Source organism: Salinicola sp. NYA28a, assembly GCF_976982775.1.
The window spans coordinates 1,490,623-1,508,217 of sequence record NZ_OZ334582.1; the positions used below are offsets into that span (position 1 = coordinate 1,490,623).

At 63.3% G+C, this 17,595-nt stretch carries 15 protein-coding genes; 2 read left to right on the forward strand and 13 right to left on the reverse strand.

All coding sequences use genetic code 11. The annotated features are described in order from the left end of the window. Positions 1–92: 92 nt before the first annotated feature. The 8 genes from purH to dsbD form a co-directional block, all read right to left on the reverse strand. Positions 93–1,709 carry a bifunctional phosphoribosylaminoimidazolecarboxamide formyltransferase/IMP cyclohydrolase gene (gene purH, locus ACWHY3_RS06725; protein WP_448127882.1) on the reverse strand — a complete coding sequence of 539 codons (1,617 nt, stop codon included), beginning with the start codon at positions 1,707–1,709 and terminating at the stop codon, positions 93–95. Positions 1,710–1,927: 218 nt separating this feature from the next. Further along, the gene (gene fis / locus ACWHY3_RS06730) at positions 1,928–2,173 is read right to left on the reverse strand and encodes a DNA-binding transcriptional regulator Fis (protein WP_071232932.1); all 246 of its coding nucleotides are present in this window, start codon (positions 2,171–2,173) and stop codon (positions 1,928–1,930) included. A gap of 59 nt (positions 2,174–2,232) precedes the next feature. After that, the gene (dusB, locus tag ACWHY3_RS06735; protein ID WP_332778888.1) at positions 2,233–3,267 is read right to left on the reverse strand and encodes a tRNA dihydrouridine synthase DusB; all 1,035 of its coding nucleotides are present in this window, start codon (positions 3,265–3,267) and stop codon (positions 2,233–2,235) included. 211 nt (positions 3,268–3,478) lie between these two features. Beyond that, on the reverse strand, positions 3,479–4,378 hold the full coding sequence (prmA, locus tag ACWHY3_RS06740) for a 50S ribosomal protein L11 methyltransferase (protein ID WP_303853402.1): 900 nt from the start codon (positions 4,376–4,378) through the stop codon (positions 3,479–3,481). A gap of 147 nt (positions 4,379–4,525) precedes the next feature. Beyond that, positions 4,526–5,869 carry an acetyl-CoA carboxylase biotin carboxylase subunit gene (accC, locus tag ACWHY3_RS06745; RefSeq protein ID WP_087717959.1) on the reverse strand — a complete coding sequence of 448 codons (1,344 nt, stop codon included), beginning with the start codon at positions 5,867–5,869 and terminating at the stop codon, positions 4,526–4,528. Between the two features lie 35 nt (positions 5,870–5,904). Further along, on the reverse strand, positions 5,905–6,372 hold the full coding sequence (gene accB / locus ACWHY3_RS06750; protein WP_071232928.1) for an acetyl-CoA carboxylase biotin carboxyl carrier protein: 468 nt from the start codon (positions 6,370–6,372) through the stop codon (positions 5,905–5,907). Between the two features lie 103 nt (positions 6,373–6,475). Further along, positions 6,476–6,919 carry a type II 3-dehydroquinate dehydratase gene (gene aroQ, locus ACWHY3_RS06755; RefSeq protein ID WP_087717958.1) on the reverse strand — a complete coding sequence of 148 codons (444 nt, stop codon included), beginning with the start codon at positions 6,917–6,919 and terminating at the stop codon, positions 6,476–6,478. 250 nt (positions 6,920–7,169) lie between these two features. Then, positions 7,170–9,242, reverse strand: coding sequence for a protein-disulfide reductase DsbD (gene dsbD / locus ACWHY3_RS06760; RefSeq protein ID WP_448127883.1), 2,073 nt, complete (start codon positions 9,240–9,242; stop codon positions 7,170–7,172). A 330-nt stretch (positions 9,243–9,572) separates the two neighbouring features. On the opposite strand from dsbD, the gene ACWHY3_RS06765 reads away from it, so the two are divergent. Beyond that, complete coding sequence (locus ACWHY3_RS06765) at positions 9,573–10,613, forward strand: DUF2333 family protein (RefSeq protein WP_087717956.1); 1,041 nt, start codon at positions 9,573–9,575, stop codon at positions 10,611–10,613. Between the two features lie 127 nt (positions 10,614–10,740). Here ACWHY3_RS06765 and ppa read toward each other — a convergent pair whose 3' ends face one another. Further along, positions 10,741–11,271: an inorganic diphosphatase gene (gene ppa / locus ACWHY3_RS06770; protein ID WP_087717955.1), complete on the reverse strand. Its 531-nt coding sequence runs from the start codon at positions 11,269–11,271 to the stop codon at positions 10,741–10,743. Between the two features lie 189 nt (positions 11,272–11,460). On the opposite strand from ppa, the gene ACWHY3_RS06775 reads away from it, so the two are divergent. Continuing rightward, entirely contained in the window at positions 11,461–13,179 is a 1,719-nt protein-coding gene (locus ACWHY3_RS06775; RefSeq protein ID WP_448127884.1) for a protein kinase domain-containing protein, read from the forward strand. Positions 13,180–13,285: 106 nt separating this feature from the next. Here ACWHY3_RS06775 and ACWHY3_RS06780 read toward each other — a convergent pair whose 3' ends face one another. The 4 genes from ACWHY3_RS06780 to ACWHY3_RS06795 form a co-directional block, all read right to left on the reverse strand. After that, positions 13,286–14,569: a TRAP transporter large permease gene (locus ACWHY3_RS06780; protein WP_071232922.1), complete on the reverse strand. Its 1,284-nt coding sequence runs from the start codon at positions 14,567–14,569 to the stop codon at positions 13,286–13,288. Continuing rightward, complete coding sequence (locus tag ACWHY3_RS06785; protein ID WP_071232921.1) at positions 14,566–15,207, reverse strand: TRAP transporter small permease; 642 nt, start codon at positions 15,205–15,207, stop codon at positions 14,566–14,568. The genes ACWHY3_RS06780 and ACWHY3_RS06785 overlap by 4 nt, the downstream gene beginning before the upstream one ends. A 12-nt stretch (positions 15,208–15,219) precedes the next feature. After that, the gene (locus tag ACWHY3_RS06790) at positions 15,220–16,251 is read right to left on the reverse strand and encodes a TRAP transporter substrate-binding protein (RefSeq protein WP_442978322.1); all 1,032 of its coding nucleotides are present in this window, start codon (positions 16,249–16,251) and stop codon (positions 15,220–15,222) included. A gap of 478 nt (positions 16,252–16,729) precedes the next feature. After that, positions 16,730–17,554 (reverse strand): HpcH/HpaI aldolase/citrate lyase family protein, encoded by an 825-nt coding sequence (locus ACWHY3_RS06795; protein ID WP_087717952.1) that lies wholly within the window; start codon positions 17,552–17,554, stop codon positions 16,730–16,732. Positions 17,555–17,595: the final 41 nt, after the last annotated feature.

A 17,595-nucleotide genomic window follows, 5' to 3' on the forward strand; every position in this document is an offset into this window, starting at 1 on the left:
GACAATGTCGCTGGCGTTCTTCGTTTCACAGTCACGCTGTTTTTCGCGGCTCGCGGCTCGCGGCTCGCGGCTCGCGGCTCGCGGCTCGCGGCTCAGTGTCGGAAGTGGCGCATGCCGGTAAACACCATCGCGATGCCTGCTTCGTTGGCGGCGGCGATCACTTCCTCGTCGCGCATCGAGCCGCCGGGCTGGATGACGGCGGTGATGCCGGCGGCGGCGGCGTTGTCCAGGCCATCGCGGAAGGGGAAGAAGGCGTCCGATGCCATGACGGAGCCTTCGACCTGCAGGCCGGCGTGTTCGGCCTTGATGCCGGCGATGCGGGCGGAGTTGACGCGGCTCATCTGGCCGGCGCCGACGCCGACGGTCTGGCGGTTCCTGGCGTAGACGATGGCGTTGGACTTGACGAACTTGGCGACCTTCCAGGCGAAGACGAGGTCGTGCAGCTCCTGCTCGGTCGGCGCTCGCTGGGTGACCACCTTGAGATCCTCGGCGGCGATCATGCCGGTGTCGCGGCTCTGTACCAGCAAGCCGCCATTGACGCGCTTGTAGTCCCAGCCTTCGGCGCTCTTCGCGGGCAGCTCGCCGCACTCCAGCAGGCGCACGTTGGTCTTGCTGGCGACGGCTTCGCGGGCTTCCGCCGAGATGCGCGGTGCGATAATGACCTCGACGAACTGGCGCGCGACGATCGCGCTGGCGGTATCGCCGTCCAGCTCGCGGTTGAAGGCGATGATGCCGCCGAAGGCGGATTCGCTGTCGGTTGCGAAGGCGAGGCCGTAGGCCTTGCGGATGCCGCCGTCGGCTTCCGGCACCACGGCGACGCCGCAGGGGTTGGCATGCTTGACGATCACGCAGGCCGGCTTGGTGAAGGACTTGACGCACTCCAGCGCTGCATCGGTATCGGCGACATTGTTGAAGGAGAGCGCCTTGCCCTGGAGCTGTTCGGCGGTGGCAATGCTGGCTTCCTGCTGGCCGGGCTCGACCGTGCCTGACTCGACATAGAACGCGGCTTTCTGGTGCGGGTTCTCACCGTAGCGCATGCCTTGCTTCTTGGTGAACTGCAACGACAGGGTGCGCGGGAAATCGGGCTCGCCGTTACCCACGCGCTGGCCGAAGTAGTTGGCGATGGCGGCATCGTAGGCAGCGGTATGCTCGAACGCCTTGATTGCCAGGTCGAAGCGGGTCTTGTGGCTGACGCCGCCCTCATGGCTGGCCATGTCCTTCAGGATGCGGGAATAGTCGTCGGCGCTGACCACGATCGTGGTGTGCTCGTGGTTCTTGGCGCAGGCGCGAACCATCGTCGGGCCGCCGATATCGATGTTCTCGACCGCGTCTTCCAGCGTGCAGTCCGGCTTGGCGACGGTCTGCTCGAACGGGTAGAGATTGACCACGACCATGTCGATGGGATCGATGCCGTGTTCCGCCATGACGGCGTCATCCTGCCCGCGCCGGCCAAGGATCCCGCCGTGAATCTTCGGGTGCAGCGTCTTGACCCGGCCATCCATGATCTCCGGGAAACCGGTGTGGGCCGAGACTTCGGTCACGGCGATGCCGTTTTCCTGGAGCAGGCGGTAGGTGCCGCCGGTCGAGAGCAGCTCGACGCCGCGAGCTGCCAGCTCACGGGCGAAGTCGACAACGCCGGTCTTGTCGGACACGCTGAGCAGTGCGCGACGGATGGCCCGGGGGGCAGTAGAAGCAGAATTTTGAGACATGCCAGTCCACTCTTTTTTACGGCGAGACGGTTGACGATGAGACGGCTGGCGCCCAGGGCATCGCCCGTCCGGATAGGCTCCGCTGGAGCGAAGCGAAGGAGATTCGGGTCAGGTCGTACGGTCGTGTCATTGTTTCGGATCGTGCCGGCTGGGTCGAATCATCATGGTGGATCGAACCGCGCCGCTGGATCAATCGCATCGCTGGATCAATCGCACCGTTAGATCAAATCGTACTGCTTGAGCTTCTTGCGCAGCGTGCCACGGTTGAGACCGAGCAGTTCGGCAGCGCGGGTCTGGTTGCCTTCGACGTTGCGCATCACGACCTCGAGCAGGGGCGCTTCGACTTCCGCCAGTACCATGGTGTAGAGATTCGAGACGGATTCCCCCTCGAGGTGCGAAAAGTAGCGCTCCATGACGCGCTCGACGCACTCTCGCAACGTCGTGTGAGACAGCGCATCGGGCATCTGAAGAGGATCGACCTCGGATGGGGATTCTCCATCGAGGGCTAAAGGCTGCCGGCTATTCATGCTGCGTGGGTTCCGTTACCGATCGCGGCGGCGTCACCGCGAAAGAGTTCATGGAGAAACTCGAATTGTTGCGTGGCCTGCTCGAGACGATTGAAACGGGCACGGTGTTCGCGGCCGGGGTCACGCGCGGCGAGATACCAGCCGACATGCTTGCGGGCGACTCTGACGCCGAGATAGTCGCCGTAATGCTCATGCAGCGCGCGCAGGTGACGTTGCATGGTGGTGGCGATCTCTTCCGCGCTGGGCGGCGCATGTTCGCGGCCGGTACGCAGGTAATGCTCGATCTCTCTGAACAGCCACGGGTTGCCCTGGGCACCGCGGCCGATCATCACCGCATCGGCGCCGGTGTAGGCCAGTACTTCGGCGGCGCGTTGCGGCGTCGTGATGTCCCCGTTGGCAAAGACCGGTATCGACACCTGCTGCTTGATCGCGGCGATGGTGTCGTATTCGGCCGTCCCGGTGTAACGCTGCTCGCGAGTCCGGCCATGCACGGCCAGCGCGGCGATGCCGGCGTCCTCGGCAAGCCTGGCGACACGTTCCCCGTTGCGGCTCTCGGCGCACCAGCCGGTGCGAATCTTCAGCGTGACCGGAATGTCGACTGCCGCCACCACGGCGTCGAGAATGTCCGCGACCAGCTTCTCGTCTCGCAGCAGGGCAGAGCCCGCCGCCTTGTTGCAGACTTTCTTGGCCGGGCAGCCCATGTTGATGTCGACGATCTCGGCGCCGGCCTCGGCGTTGAGTCGTGCGGCTTCGGCGAGCATCTGCGGGTCGCCGCCGGCGATCTGTACCGAACGTGGCCCCGGCTCGCCGCGATGGATCATGCGCTGGCGAGACTTGCGGGTATGCCACAGCCGACTGTCGGAGGTCACCATTTCCGACACCACCAGCCCGGCGCCCAGCTCGCGGCAAAGCTGTCGGAAAGGACGATCGGTTACCCCGGCCATGGGGGCCAGAATCACGCGGTTGGGTAGCGTGTGATGGCCGATGCGGGGTAACGGGCGATCGGTCTGCGGTGACACCAAATCACGCATCGTTACATAGGCTCAGGCAAAACGGGGAGGCTATGATACCGATCACCCCGGCGTTGTTGAAGCGCTGTTTGTCGACTCGCGACCTAAGCCGTAGCGCGCAGAGGTACCGCATGAAACGCTTTCAGGCGTGGGCAATGCCGCATGAATGTCTTCACAGCCGGAGGGCCGAGACAGCCGGAGGGCCGAGACGAGGGAGCGGCTTTACAAAACCTCAGCCCGGCCGGTGCCCGGTCAGCAGAACCCAGCCCTCTTTTTCCTGCGGCTCGTCCATGAGAATTCCCTGGCCGCGATAGGCATCCAGCACCGATTCCGCCTGGGCGGCGAGGATGCCCGACAGCGCCAGCTGGCCGGCGGGCCGGACCCGGGCGGCGATCGTCGAGGCCATGTCGATCAGCGGCCCGGCCAGGATGTTGGCGACGACGATCTCGAACTCGCCCCGACCGATCTTTTCCGGGTAATCGAGGATCAGGCTCGCCTCGTCGATCTGGTTGCGTTCGGCGTTGTCGCGGCTCGCCTGCAGTGCCTGCGGGTCGATATCGACACCGACGGCGGTATCGGCTCCCAGCTTGAGCGCGGCGATGGCGAGAATGCCGGAACCGCAACCGTAGTCGAGAATCTGTCGCCCGACGAGATCCTGTGCGTCCAGCCAGCCGAGGCAGAGTGCGGTGGTGGGGTGGGTGCCGGTGCCGAAGGCGAGGCCGGGGTCGAGCAGCAGGTTGACCGCATCGGGATCGGGCGCCTCGTGCCAGCTCGGCACGATCCACAGGCGCTGGCCCATGCGCAGCGGTTCGAAGCCGTCCATCCATTCGCGCTCCCAGTCGCGATCGGCCAGGAGCTCGTACTCGATCTGCGGCGCCGGGTCGTCGGGCAACTGCTCGGCCCACGCGCGCTGAACGCGTTCGATCATCGCCTCGACCTCGTTGAGGTCGTCGTAAAGCCCCGTGAGTACGGTTTCCGACCACAACGGCGTCGTGCCGCGGTCGGGTTCGAACACCGGCTCGTCGTGGGCGTCCTGCAGGGTAATCGCGCTGGCGCCCTCGGCAAGCAGCAGTTCTTCCAGCCATTCGGCCTGCTCGGGGGCAATGGATGCCTTGAGTTGTAGCCACGCCATGGGTAGCTCTCCCGGAATGAAGTTTGTGCTCTGTCTGCATGAGCCGGGCTCGCCGGTTTCAGGCAGAGCCTGAGGATCGAGTGAAGATCAGGACGAAAACGGGGCGGCCTTCGAAGGATAGGCCGCCCCGTCGTCAATGCTCGGAACTCAGCTCAGCCCGAGCTTCTTTTCAAGGTAGTGGATATTGACCCCACCACGCTGGAAGGCGCTGTCACGCACCAGATCCTTCTGCAGATCGATGTTGGTCTTGATGCCTTCGACCAGCAGCTCGTCCAGCGCATTGCGCATCCGCACCAGGGCTATTTCGCGATCCGCCCCCCAGGTGATCAGCTTGCCGATCAGGGAGTCGTAATGCGGCGGCACGCTGTAGCCAGTGTAGATGTGGGAATCCATGCGTACCCCGAGACCGCCCGGCGGGTGGTAGAGATTGATCTTGCCGGGGGAGGGCATGAAGGTGCGGGAGTCTTCGGCGTTGATGCGGCACTCGAAGGCGTGGCCGCGCAGTTCGACATCTTCCTGACGGATCGACAGCGGCTGACCGCAGGCGATACGCAGCTGTTCCTTGACGATATCGACGCCGGTGACCATTTCGGTCACGGGGTGTTCGACCTGGACGCGGGTGTTCATCTCGATGAAGAAGAACTCGCCGTCCTCGTAGAGGAATTCGAAGGTGCCGGCGCCACGGTAGTTGATCTCGATGCAGGCGTCGGTACAGGCCTTCAGGACCTTGGCGCGCGCTTCCGGGTCGAGATGCGGTGCCGGGGCTTCCTCGAGCACCTTCTGGTGGCGACGCTGCAGCGAGCAGTCACGATCGAAGAGATGGATCGCGTTGCCTTGACCGTCGGCCAGCACCTGGACTTCCACGTGGCGCGGGTTCTCGAGGAACTTCTCCATGTAGACGGTGCCGTCGCCGAAAGCCGCTGCGGCTTCGGAGCGCGTCACGCTGGCCGCCTTGGCGACTTCATCATCGTTGCGCACCACGCGCATGCCGCGGCCGCCACCACCGGCTGCCGCCTTGATGATCACGGGGTAGCCGATACGGCCGGCGATACGACGGATCTCGGCGTCGTCGTCCGGCAGCGGGCCGTCGGAGCCCGGCACCGTCGGCACGCCCGCTGCCTTCATGGCGTTGATCGCGCTGACCTTGTCGCCCATCAGCCGGATGGTCTCGGCGCGTGGCCCGACGAAGGTGAATCCGGAGCGCTCCACCTGCTCGGCGAAGTTGGCATTCTCGGCGAGAAAGCCGTAGCCGGGGTGGATGGCGCTGGAATCCGTCACCTCGGCCGCGCTGATCAGGGCCGGGATGTTCAAGTAGGATTGCGCCGAGGAAGCGGGGCCGATGCAGACGGCTTCGTCTGCCAGGCGCACGTGCATCAGCTCCCGGTCGGCCTTGGAATGAACCGCCACGGTCTTGATCCCCAGCTCCTTGCAGGCGCGCAGGATGCGAAGGGCGATCTCGCCGCGGTTGGCGATGAGTACCTTGTCCAACATGATGGTTTCGCTCGTGTGGCCCTAGTGGAAGATGATCAGTTGATGATGATCATCGGCTGGTCGAATTCGACCGGCTCGCCATCCTCGACCAGGATTGCTTCGATCACGCCATCCTTGTCGGCTTCGATCTGGTTCATCATCTTCATCGCTTCGACGATACACACGGTATCGCCTTTCTTGACGCTCTGGCCGACTTCGACGAACGCCTTGGCGCCCGGCGCCGGGGAGCGGTAGAAGGTGCCGACCATGGGCGAGGTCACTGCGTGACCGGCAGGCTGGGCCGGTGCCGCGTCGCCGGCTTCGGCAACCGGCGCGCTCGGTGCCGCTGGCGCGGAAGGTGCCATCGGCTGCTGCTGTTGCATGACCATTGGCTGCTGCATGGCGCCGAAACCGTTAGGGTGGCGGCTAATGCGCACGGACTCTTCGCCTTCCTGGATCTCGATTTCGCTGATGTTGGACTCTTCCAGGAGTTCGATGAGTTTCTTGACCTTGCGTATATCCATGGCGATGTCTCGGTTTGGTTGAATGCGATAGTTGGATATGGAAGTCGGATATGACAGTAGCGTGCGACGCGTGTCGCTAAACGTCCGCTGGCGAAAAAAGGGATCAGTCTCGATCCAGCTGCCTGAACGCGGCATCCAGCGCCAGCACGTAGCTATCGGCGCCGAATCCCGCGATGACGCCACGGGCGACGTCGGAGAAATAGGAATGTGAACGAAACGGTTCGCGCGCGTGCACGTTGGAAAGGTGCAGTTCGATGAACGGGATGGCGACACCGGTCAGCGCGTCGCGCAGGGCCACGCTGGTGTGGGTGAAGGCGGCCGGATTGAGCAGGATGAAATCGATGTTCTCCTGCTTCGCGCGGTGTACTCGCTCGACCAGTTCATGCTCGGCGTTGGACTGTAGCCAATCCAGTTGATGACCGGCGCTCAATGCGCGCTCGGTCAAGCGAATCCGGATGTCCTCCAGGGTGGTCGTGCCGTAGACAGCCGGCTCGCGTGTGCCGAGCAGATTCAGGTTGGGACCGTTGAGAACCAGGAGTCTAGCCATAACTGTCCTTGCGCTGTTAACCCTTTCATGGATTGTCAAGATCGCGTCACTTTGCTGCAAGATGCCGTCTCGGCGCACCGTTTTCGTTGGTGTCGAAGTTTGCCGAAAAATGCTGAGAGTGTCCACCCTCACCATCGAACGATGTTCGTTAATGCTTGGTTCCCCTTGCCGAGGGTTAACGGCGAAGAACCCTGAACAGCAACTGAGAACTGGAGCAGAAAGCCAGGAACCGAGAGCCAAGAACTAAGAACTAAGAACCGGACGCCGCTGAAGCGCGGTCATGTGCCAGCCGATTCACCGCGTTCAGGTGGCGAGCCAGCGCTTCGGCGTCGACTTCCCCCTGGATGCGGGCCCGTCGAAGCTCCGTGCCGTCGGCGAAAAACAGCAGCGCCGGCGGGCCGAACAGTTGGTAGTGCTCGAGCAGCGTGCGGCTTGCGGCGGTGTCCTGGGTCACGTCGGCGCGGATCAATGTGAAATCCGCCAGGCGTTCGGCCACGGCCGGCGCGGGGAAGGCCGTCTGCTCCACCACTTTGCACGAGATGCACCAGTCGGCGCTGACGTCGACCATCACCGGCCGCCCGCTGGCTCGCGCCGAGGCCAGCGCCGACTCGAGCTGGTCGAGGTGATTGACGGTCTCGAAGGTCAGGTTCGATGCCTCCGAAGATGCCTCGGTGTTCGATCCCGATAGCGGGCGCAGTGGATCGCCACTGCCCTGGGCCGCGCCCCAGATCATCGCCACGCCCCACACCAGCAGTACCCAGCCGGCCGCCTGGCGGACCCGCGACCAGCCGCCGCCGATCTGTCGATCCAGCGCGCCCAGTGCCAGCGCGCAACCCAGCGTCAGCGCTCCCCACAGCAGCAAGACCGCCGGTGCCGGCAGCAGGCGCTCGACCAGCCAGATCGCGACACCCAGCAGCATCACGCCGAACAACGCCTTGATGCCTTTCATCCAGGCGCCGGTGCGGGGTAGCCACTGCCCGCCGAAAGTCCCGACGAGAATCAGCGGCACCCCCATGCCGGCGCCGAGCGCGAGTAGCGCCAGTGCACCGCCCAGGGCGTCGCCGGTGGAGGAGATGAAGACCAGCGCGCCCGCCAGCGGTGCGGAGACGCAGGGCGAAACCACCAGCACCGACAGGGCGCCGGCCGCGGCCAGGCCGAGCGGGCCGCTACGCTGCAGTCGGCCTTGCCAGGTATCGACCCGCTGGCTGATCCCGTTGGGCAGCCGCAGGTCGAACGCGCCGAACATCGCTATCGCGAAGAGCACGAACAGCAGCGCGAAGGGGATCAGTATCCAGCCGGATTGCAGCCGCGCCTGGAGATTGAGCGAGGCGCCGAAGACGCCCATCAACGTGCCGAGCAGCGTGAACGTCGAGACCATGCCGATCACATAGCTCGTCGACAGCAGCAGCGCCCGCCCGCGACGCGCGCTCTGGCCCACGATGATGGAGGTCAGGATCGGCAGCATGGGTAGCACGCAAGGGGTGAAGGTCAGCCCTAGCCCCGCGAGGAAGAAAAGCCCCAGCGTGCTCGCTCCGAGGCCTTCACGGAGCAGGGATTGAAACTGGCCATCGGCGGTGGCGATCGGCAGCGCGGAGCTCTCGCTGGCTGAATCGGGCGACGGGGCCACCGTTGGTCTAGACGTTTCGGGAATAGACGCTTCGAGGATAGACGTTTCGGAGATGGACGCTTCGGGGACGGCGGCCGAATTCGAGAGCGGTTCGTCTCCGGGCGATGCGGAAAAAGGATCGCGGGTGGCCTCGGGACCGGAAGCCGGCGATAGGATCGGCGAGGCCTTGGCGTCACTGCTGGCATCGCGATAGGCGGCGGGCGGCGGCCCGGCCTTGGCGGTCAGCGTCCAGTGCTCGGGGGGATAGCAGAGCCCCGCATCGGCACAACCCTGGAAGGAGAGCGTGATCGGTATCGGTGCTTCGGGATCGAAATGTGCGCTGTCGGCCAGCGGTGCGCTGATCTCGACCGGATCATGGAAGACGTGGACATCGCCCAGATAGGGATCGTGCTTGAACTGGCCGGGCGGGATCCGGAGCGATCCTAACGCGATCTCGGGCTGGCGGCTTTCCAGGCCGAAGCGATGACGGTAGAGATAGTAGCCGGGCTGGTTGCGGATGCCGACATAGACCCGTTCATCGTCATGCCAGGCGTAGGCATGAAAGGCCTGGTCGACCGGCAGGAACTCGTTGCCGCCGCGAGCGGCAAAGGCGGCCTGATTCGAGGAAGCGGGAGAGTCCTGTGCCTGGGCTGGGGCAAGGGCTGCCAACAGGCAGTAGCCGAGCACCAGGAGACATCCGTAAAAGCGTGACGTCAAAACATGAATTCCTGACAGCGATGAAAGCGCAGATCTGGCGTGCCCGGCGATGGTGACCCATGAACCAGGGCATGCCGCGCACGTGCTTACTGCATACGTACTTACCGAAAAGCGAATGATGCTTTGATCGCACGGGGCGAGAAAAGTGCCGCGGCGACAGTGCAGTAGGCCCATATGCAGCGAAAGACGGGCTGCGTGTGACGGGGAGCATGATAGGATAGAGTCAATTCTTTCCCAACCCTGTTTCCGTTGACGCCGGCCTTCCGGGCCGGTCTTTACAACCATCGTCACGACCGGTTTTCCCACTCTCAGCAATCACAAGGATCGTCCATGGCCCTGTTTCGCAAGAAGGCGCCGCTATCGCGCACCGAGGTTCTCGAAACGCCCCAGTACGGCTGGATCTGGAAGCCGCTGGTGGCACTGGTCGTCATCTATCTGCTGGTCTGCATCGTTCTTGGCATCTGGTGGAGCTGGACGCCGTCACCGACGGACCCCAGGCAGGCGGTCCAGATGCAGCGCGGGTTCCCGCAGAGCGTGGATACCGGCGGCGATGACGCCCAATCGCCGCCGGCCATCGCGCCTGGCGAAGCGCTTCTTGCCAGCAACATCTCGATTCTCGATACGCTGCTCGACAAGCCCGGCGGCTACCTTCGCAACGATGTGATGCCGCCCGGTCTGTGGCTCGACAACATGCCCAACTGGGAAGCCGGCGTGACCCGGCAGGTCCGCGATGCGGTAACCCTGCTGGGTGAAGCGCTGAGCGCGGGCGATGCGCCGCTGGCGCAGGCCAACGAATCGCTCGCCGGCGATCTGGAAAGCTGGCGCTGGCCGGCCTCCGAAACCGTGTTGCGCGCGGCGCGCAATAATCTCGGCGAAGCCTTCACCGCCGTGGAGAATGCTGCCGGCCCGGGGGCGCCCAATCAGGACGCTGCCGCTTCGACTGACGCACCCGCTTCGCTCGATGCTTCGGCGCTCTCCGACTGGCTGGCGCAGGTTCAGCAGCGTCTGGAGGCCCAGACCCGGCAGCTGGCCGCCAACGTCGGTCAGTCGCCGAACGGCGATGAGCAGGACGACAGCACGCCGTGGCTGCGAATCGACAACGTGTTCTTCGAGGCCCGCGGCACCACCTGGGCGCTGGCGCAGCTGATGCAGGCCGCCAGAATCGATTACGCCGATGCCATCGAAAGCAGCGGCGTCGGCGCCGATTTCGATCAGCTGGTGGCGGAGCTGGAGAGCTCCCAGGCGCGGGTCTGGAGCCCGGTCATTCTCAATGGCTCCGGATTCGGGCTGTTCGCCAACCACTCGCTGATGATGGCCAACTACACGGTGCGGGCGTCTCAGCTGGTCGAGAAAATCCGCAATCAGCTGTGAGCCTGACCTGACCGGCCGATGAGCCGTAACGCAAAACGCCGCCCCGGTTTCGATGCCGGGGCGGCGTTTTTCATCGTTTCATCAGAGCCTCGAACGAAAGCCGAGGCTCGATGAACAGTCGCGGCGCTTATTCGTTCTCGTAGGCGGCGACGGCCTTCTCGATGGCCTTGCGGGCGGCGTCGGCGCCGTCCCAGGAGTCGATCTTGACCCACTTGCCTTTCTCGAGATCCTTGTAGTTCTCGAAGAAGTGCGCGATCTGCTGACGCAGCAGCTCGGGCAGGTCAGTGACCTCGTGCACGTCGTTGTAGAGCGTGCTCAGCTTCTCGTGGGGCACGCAGACCAGCTTGGCGTCCTCGCCAGCCTCATCGGACATGTTCAGCACACCGACTGGGCGGGCGCGGATCACGCTGCCGGGCTGGACCGGGTAGGGAGTGACGACCAGAGCGTCGAGCGGGTCACCGTCATCGGCCAGGGTGTTCGGAATGAAGCCGTAGTTGGCCGGGTAGAACATCGGCGTGGCCATGAAGCGGTCGACCACCAGCGCGTCCATGTCCTTGTCGATTTCATACTTGATCGGCACGTGGTTGGCGGGAATCTCGATCGCCACGTACACGTCGTTGGGGAGATCCTTTCCGGCGGGAATCTTGTCGAAACTCATCGTTGAGTCCTTGCGGTTTGCAGGTTGAACACCAGCGGGCGAAAATCGGGGGAATTATACGAACTGGCTAGGCCGATTACCAACCTGGGCATTGGCGTCCGTTCATGCGAGATAGCCGATGCCGCCTGCAGTCGTGAATCCGAGATTGCCCGATCACTCGCCGTTCGTCGATCCATTGGGAGAAACCCGTTGTCCAAGAGTTCGCTGTCACTGACCTACGGTCAGGCCTTCGTCGCGCCGGACCTGCACCGGCATCGCAGCTCGATGTCGGTACAAATTCCCCAGGGCGAGCAGCTGATCTCCAAGGGGGGCTGTGCGCTGATCAGTGACTCTACCTGGCGCAACTCGATCGCCAAGCAGGCCGGCGACCTCAGCGTGAGGGGCTTTCTGGCCGACTACTACTCGACGCCGGATCACTGGGATATCAAGACCTCGGCCACTCGCGTGCTGCGGGCGCTGAATAGCTGGTGCCACAGTCAGAGCGGCTATATCGAGGGCGGCAGCTACATCTGTTCGCTGTCGGCGATGATCTTTCATCAGCACGATGCGCATCTCTTCCACATGGGCGATACCCTGGTCTATCGAATCCGCGGGGCGGAGTTCGAACAGCTGACCCGCGACCATGTCACCGACCTGGGCGGCTATCGCTATCCTTCGCGGGCGCTGGGGATGGATGGTCATGTCGATATCGACTACTCCACCTTTCCTCTCAAGCAGGGCGATCTCTTCCTGTTCATGACCCAGGCCGTCCGCGGCACGCTGGTGCCCTCAGAGTACGTGCAACTGATCCGCGCCGATGTCAGCGATCTCGACGCCGCCTGCGAACGGCTGGCCGAAGCCGCCAACCAGCGTGCCATCGAGCGGGGCTACAACGCCAACCAGTTCTGCTTCCAGCTGGTGAGGGTCGATCGCCTCTCCGACGACGAACCGGACGAACAGCCCCGCGTCTTTCATCATCTGCCGGTGCCGCCGGAGCTGGCCAAGGGCGAGCGTCTCGATGGCCTGGAAGTCGTCGAGGTGCTGTCGCGCACTGCCAAGGCGCGTCTCTACCATGTGCGGGATGTGCGCAGCGGACGCGACATGGTGATGAAGGCGCCGAGTCCGGAGCTTTCGACCCGTAACGTCTATCTCGAACACTTCGGCCTGCAGCAGTGGGTCGTCGAACGCGTCAACTCGCCGTTCGTGGTCAAGGTGATGGAGCCGGCCAGAACGCGCCGCTATCTCTACTACCTGATGAGCTACGTCGACGGCGAAACGCTGACCGAATGGCTGAGAAGGCATCCGCAGGCCAGTCTCGACCAGCGGCTCGACATCGCGCGGCAGCTGGTCAAGGCGGTACAGGCGCTGCATCGTCACGATGTGCTGCATCAGCATATCCACCCGAACAACATTCTCATCGACCGACACGGCAATCTGGTGCTGACCGATTTCGGCGCCTGCCACAAGCGCGAAGGCGATGCTCAGGGCGAGGCGCGCCAGCTGGCGCGTCAGGTCGGCCTGACCGAGCACAGTGCGCCGGAGTACGCGCTGGATACCGAAGTCGGTCGGCGTAGCGACCAGTATTCGCTGGCATCCACCGTCTACTGGATGCTCACCGGGCATCTGCCTTACACCCTGCTGCCCAACCATCTGCGCAGCCATACCGATCTGGAGCAGATGACCTATCGCCGCGCCCAATTGAGCAATCCGGCGATCAGCACGGATCTCGACGACGCACTACGGCGCTCGCTCGATCCGCTGCGTGCGTTGCGGTTCCGGCGGCTCACGGAGCTCGCCTACCATCTGCGGGCGACCCCCAAGGGCGACGACGAAAGCCGGCGCCCGCCGTGGCGGGAGCCGGCGAACGTGTGGCAGGCGATCGCCACCGTACTGCTGCTGTTGCTGATTCTTTCCTGGTGGTTCAAGTAGCGATGTGACCCATGTGGCTGGGCTAGCCGGGCGATGGCATGCTCAACGAAGAGGGCGCCGTGATGGCGCCCTCTGTGGTTGCGTTGTGTGATCCTCTTCCAGTTCGCTAAGGCATGCCCAGCCAGTTGGGCAGGCCCAGCGACAGGAATGGCACGTAGGTGACCAGCAGCAGGAAGCCGAGCAGCAAGAACAGCCAGGGGGAAGCCGCCCGGATCGTGCGCGTCAGCGGCATGCCGGTAACGGCGGAAGCCACGAACAGGTTCAGACCCACCGGCGGCGTCACCAGGCCGATCTCCATGTTGACCACCATGATGATGCCGAAATGGATCGGATCGATGCCCAGTTGTGCCGCCACCGGGAACAGGATCGGCGCCAGGATCAGAATGATCGCCGACGGCTCCATGAACGATCCTGCTACCAGCAGCACGATATTGACTACCAGCAGGAAGGTGATCGGCGAGAAGCCCTGATCCACGACCCATGCCGTGATCGTCTGCGGGATCTGCTCCGTGGTCAGCACATGGGCGAACAGCATCGCGTTGGCGATGATGAACATCAGCACCACCGACAACTTGGCGGCGTCGAGCAGCACGCCCGGGCACTGCTTGAAGGTGATGTCCCGGTAGACGAACAGGGCCACGAAGCCGGCGTAGACGGCGGCTACCGCCGCAGCCTCGGTGGGCGTGAAGAAGCCGCCGTAGATACCGCCGAGCACGATCACGATGGTCAACAGCCCCCAACTGGCCTTGCGGGCCGTGGAGAGAAATTCACCGATCGAGGGGCGGGGCAGGGCCGGCATCTTCTTGACGCGGGCGACGATATAGATCGCCACCATCAGGATCAGGCCCAGCAGCAGCCCGGGCACGATACCCGCGACGAAGATCTTGCCGACAGAGCTTTCGGTGACCGTGGCATAGACCACCATCACGATCGACGGCGGGATCAGGATGCCTAGCGTCCCCGCGTTGCAGACGATGCCGGTGGCGAAATCCTTGGTGTAGCCGGACCGCGCCATCCCGGCGATGACCACCGAGCCCACTGCCGCGACCGTCGCCGGGGAGGAGCCGGAAAGCGCCGCGAACATGACGCAGGAGAGTACCGAAGCGATCGCCAGGCCGCCGCGAATGTGCCCGACACAGGCGTTGGCGAAATTGATGAGCCTTCTTGCCACGCCACCGCTGGTCATGAAGGCGCCGGCGAGAATGAAGAACGGAATCGCCAGCAGCGTATAGTGCTCTGAGGTCTCGAACAGCTTGATCGCCAGCGAGCTCAGGGAATCCTGGCTGAACAGCAGGATCGTCAACGAACTGGCAATGCCCAGCGAGAATGCGATCGGCACGTTGAGGAAGAGTAGGCCGAAAAGCACCACGAACAGAAAGGCGATGGTCATGCCGACTTCTCCTCAGTGCTGGCTTCTTCCTTGAGCTTCAGGGCGTCCGTGGACTCGTTGCTCAGTTCCATGGTGATCTGCTTGCCGCGCAGCATGCGCACCAGCACCTCGATCAGGCGTATCAGGACCAGCGTGAAGCCGATCGGCACGATGATCGTGATATGCCATTGCAGCACACCGTACTGGTCGAGATCCTCGGCCCCGATCCGCGCGCGCATCAGTGCCTGTACCCAGGTGTAGCTGGAGACGGCGAACAGGGCGGTGTAGGCGATGCAGATCAGGCATGTCAGGATGCCCACGGCGCGTCGCAGACGCTCCGGCAGCAGCCGGACGAGCAGGTCGACCCCGATGTTGGCACCGATGCGCACGATATAGGCAATGCCCAGGAAGATCAGCCAGGCGAAGCACGCCTTGGTCAGGGCGATGCTCCAGGTCATCTCCTGGGCCAGATCGATGATGAAATCACCGATCGCGAAGAGCGGCGTTTCCGCGAACGGGAACAGGTCCGCCGCATCGTAGAAGACGGTATAGAGGTTGTTGACCATCACGTAGCTGAAGGTCACCAGGGTCATGAGGGCGAGGAGGAAGGCCACCAGGCCCTCCTCCAGATGCGCCCAGGCACGCAGGAAACGTGTCATGGTTCGGCTCGATTACTGACTGGTTTCAGACGGGGTGGTGTCGGACTGGTTGGCGCTATCGGCAGCGTTGATCAGGTCTTCACCGATATCATCCTGGAACTTCTCCCACACCGGGCGAACCGCGTCGCGCCACTCTGCACGCTGTTCGGGGGTCAGTTGAATGATCTCGCTGGTGCCGGCATCGACGATGGACTGCTTGGCATCCTGGTTGAGATCGTAGGCCTGCTTGTTCACCTTCTGTGTGACGTCGGCCAGGATCTCTTCCAACTGGGTTCGAATGTCATCCGGCAGCCCGTTCCAGAAGTCAGCGTTGGTAATCACCATGTAGTCGATGATCCCGTGGTTCGACTCGGTGATGTACGGCTGCACTTCGTGCATCTTCTGACTGTAGATGTTCGACCAGGTATTCTCCTGACCGTTGACCACGCCGGTCTGCAACGCCTGATACACCTCGCCGAAGCTCATCTTGCGGGGGACGGCGCGAAGCTCCTTGAACTGTTCGTCGAGCACGTCCGAGGCCTGCACGCGGAACTTGAGGCCGCGGGCGTCGCCGGGTTCACGCAGCGGCTTGTTGGCGGAAAGCTGCTTCATGCCGTTGTGCCAGTAGGCGAGACCCTGGATGTTGCGATCCTGCATCGAGTCGAGCAGGCCCTGTCCCTCGTCGGACTGCTGGAAGCGGTCGACGGCGTTGATATCGTCGAACAGGAACGGGAGATCATAGAGCTGCAGGCTGGGGCTGTACTGCTCGAACTTGGCGAGCGAAGGCGCCAGCATCTGCACGTCGCCGAGCAGCAGGGCTTCCATCTCCTTGCCATCGCCGTAGAGCGACGAGTTGGGATAGACCTCGACCTTCACGCGGTCGCCCAGCTTCTCTTTCACTTCCTCGGCGAACATCTTCGCGCCCTGGCCCTTGGGCGTGTTCTCGGCCACGACGTGGGAGAACTTGATGACGATGGGATCCTGCGCCTGAGCGCTAGCAACGCCACCCATCAGGATGGCAACCCCGATCGCGCCAGCCACGGTTTTTGGATTGATGAGAGACATGGCATTTCACTCCTGAGTTTGTTCTGTCGTCTTGGCGTCTTTGAAGACACCTTATTGGCGATGCCATGCGGAGTATGCGGAGAATTACATGGACTCGTATATTCAACCTTTGGCGGGAGTCGAGGCGCTGAAAATCAGGGAAGATAACATCGTTTTCTGGTTTAAAAAGTTTAAAAAGTCGATATAAGATAGGGCGATGTAATTATTTTTGCGTCGCTTTGAGAATTAAAAATCCATTAAATTCAATGATTAACATTGATTATGGAATATCGAAAAGGCGGCGTCGCCGGTATTGTCGTCGATCTAAATGCGGGGTTGATGAGCCGAGGGGAATCGAAAATATTCCGGCAGGTTGCGCTGGTGGAAAAACGTCTCGTGACGGAAATTGACCGTCGTCCCCGTTGCGTGGAGAGCCGGACGTTCGAAGAGCCGGAAGTCGAACGGAAATACTCCTCCCGACTTCCGGCAAAATCCGGGTTCAGCCCCGTTTCGCGCTGGCGATGAGCCGGCGGGCACGGGCCATGACCGGCGCATCGATCATCTGGCCGTCGATCTGGCCGGCGCCAGCATCGCGTTCGGCGGCTTCGAGTACGCGTGTCGCCCAGGCCAGCTGGTCGACGGTGGGCTGGAAAGCATCGTTGACCACCGCAACCTGACGCGGATGAATGCAGAGCATGCCGCTGAAACCCATCTCGACGGCCAGCCCGGCAGCGCGTTCGACGACGGCCATGTCGCGAAATTCGGGGTGTACTGTCTCGATCGGTGCCGCAAGTCCGGCCAGGCGCGATTGCAGCAACAGCTGGTAGCGGGCCTGATTCAAGATCCAGTCGCCGCCTTCGCTACCCGGCTCGATCCCCAGATCCAGGCCGAGGTCCAGCGCGCCGAAGCTCAACTGCACGACGCCGGGAGAGCGGGCGAGCTCGGGCAGTGCCTGCAAGCCCCTGGCGCTTTCGATCAGTGGCATCAGCGCCAATCCTAGGGTGCCAGCCTGGGCGAGTGCCTCGGTCGTCTCCGCCTTGGGCACGACGAGGCCGGCGATGCCGGGCCGATCCCGGCACAGCGCCAGATCCGCGTCGAAATCGGCGGTATCGGCGGCATTGATGCGCACCCAGACGGCCTTTTCCGGCGCCTGGTCGAGGAAGGCTTCCAGCGCGCGGCGCGCTTCCGGCTTGGCTTCGGGGGCGACGGCATCTTCCAGGTCGACGATGACGATGTCGGCACCGCTGCCGAGCGCCTTGGGGATGCGTTCGGGACGATTGGCCGGCACGAACAGTGCCGAGCGGGGCAGGGTGGTCGAGGTCATGGGCGCATTTCCTTGTGTGAGCGGATGAGGGCGAAGGCGAA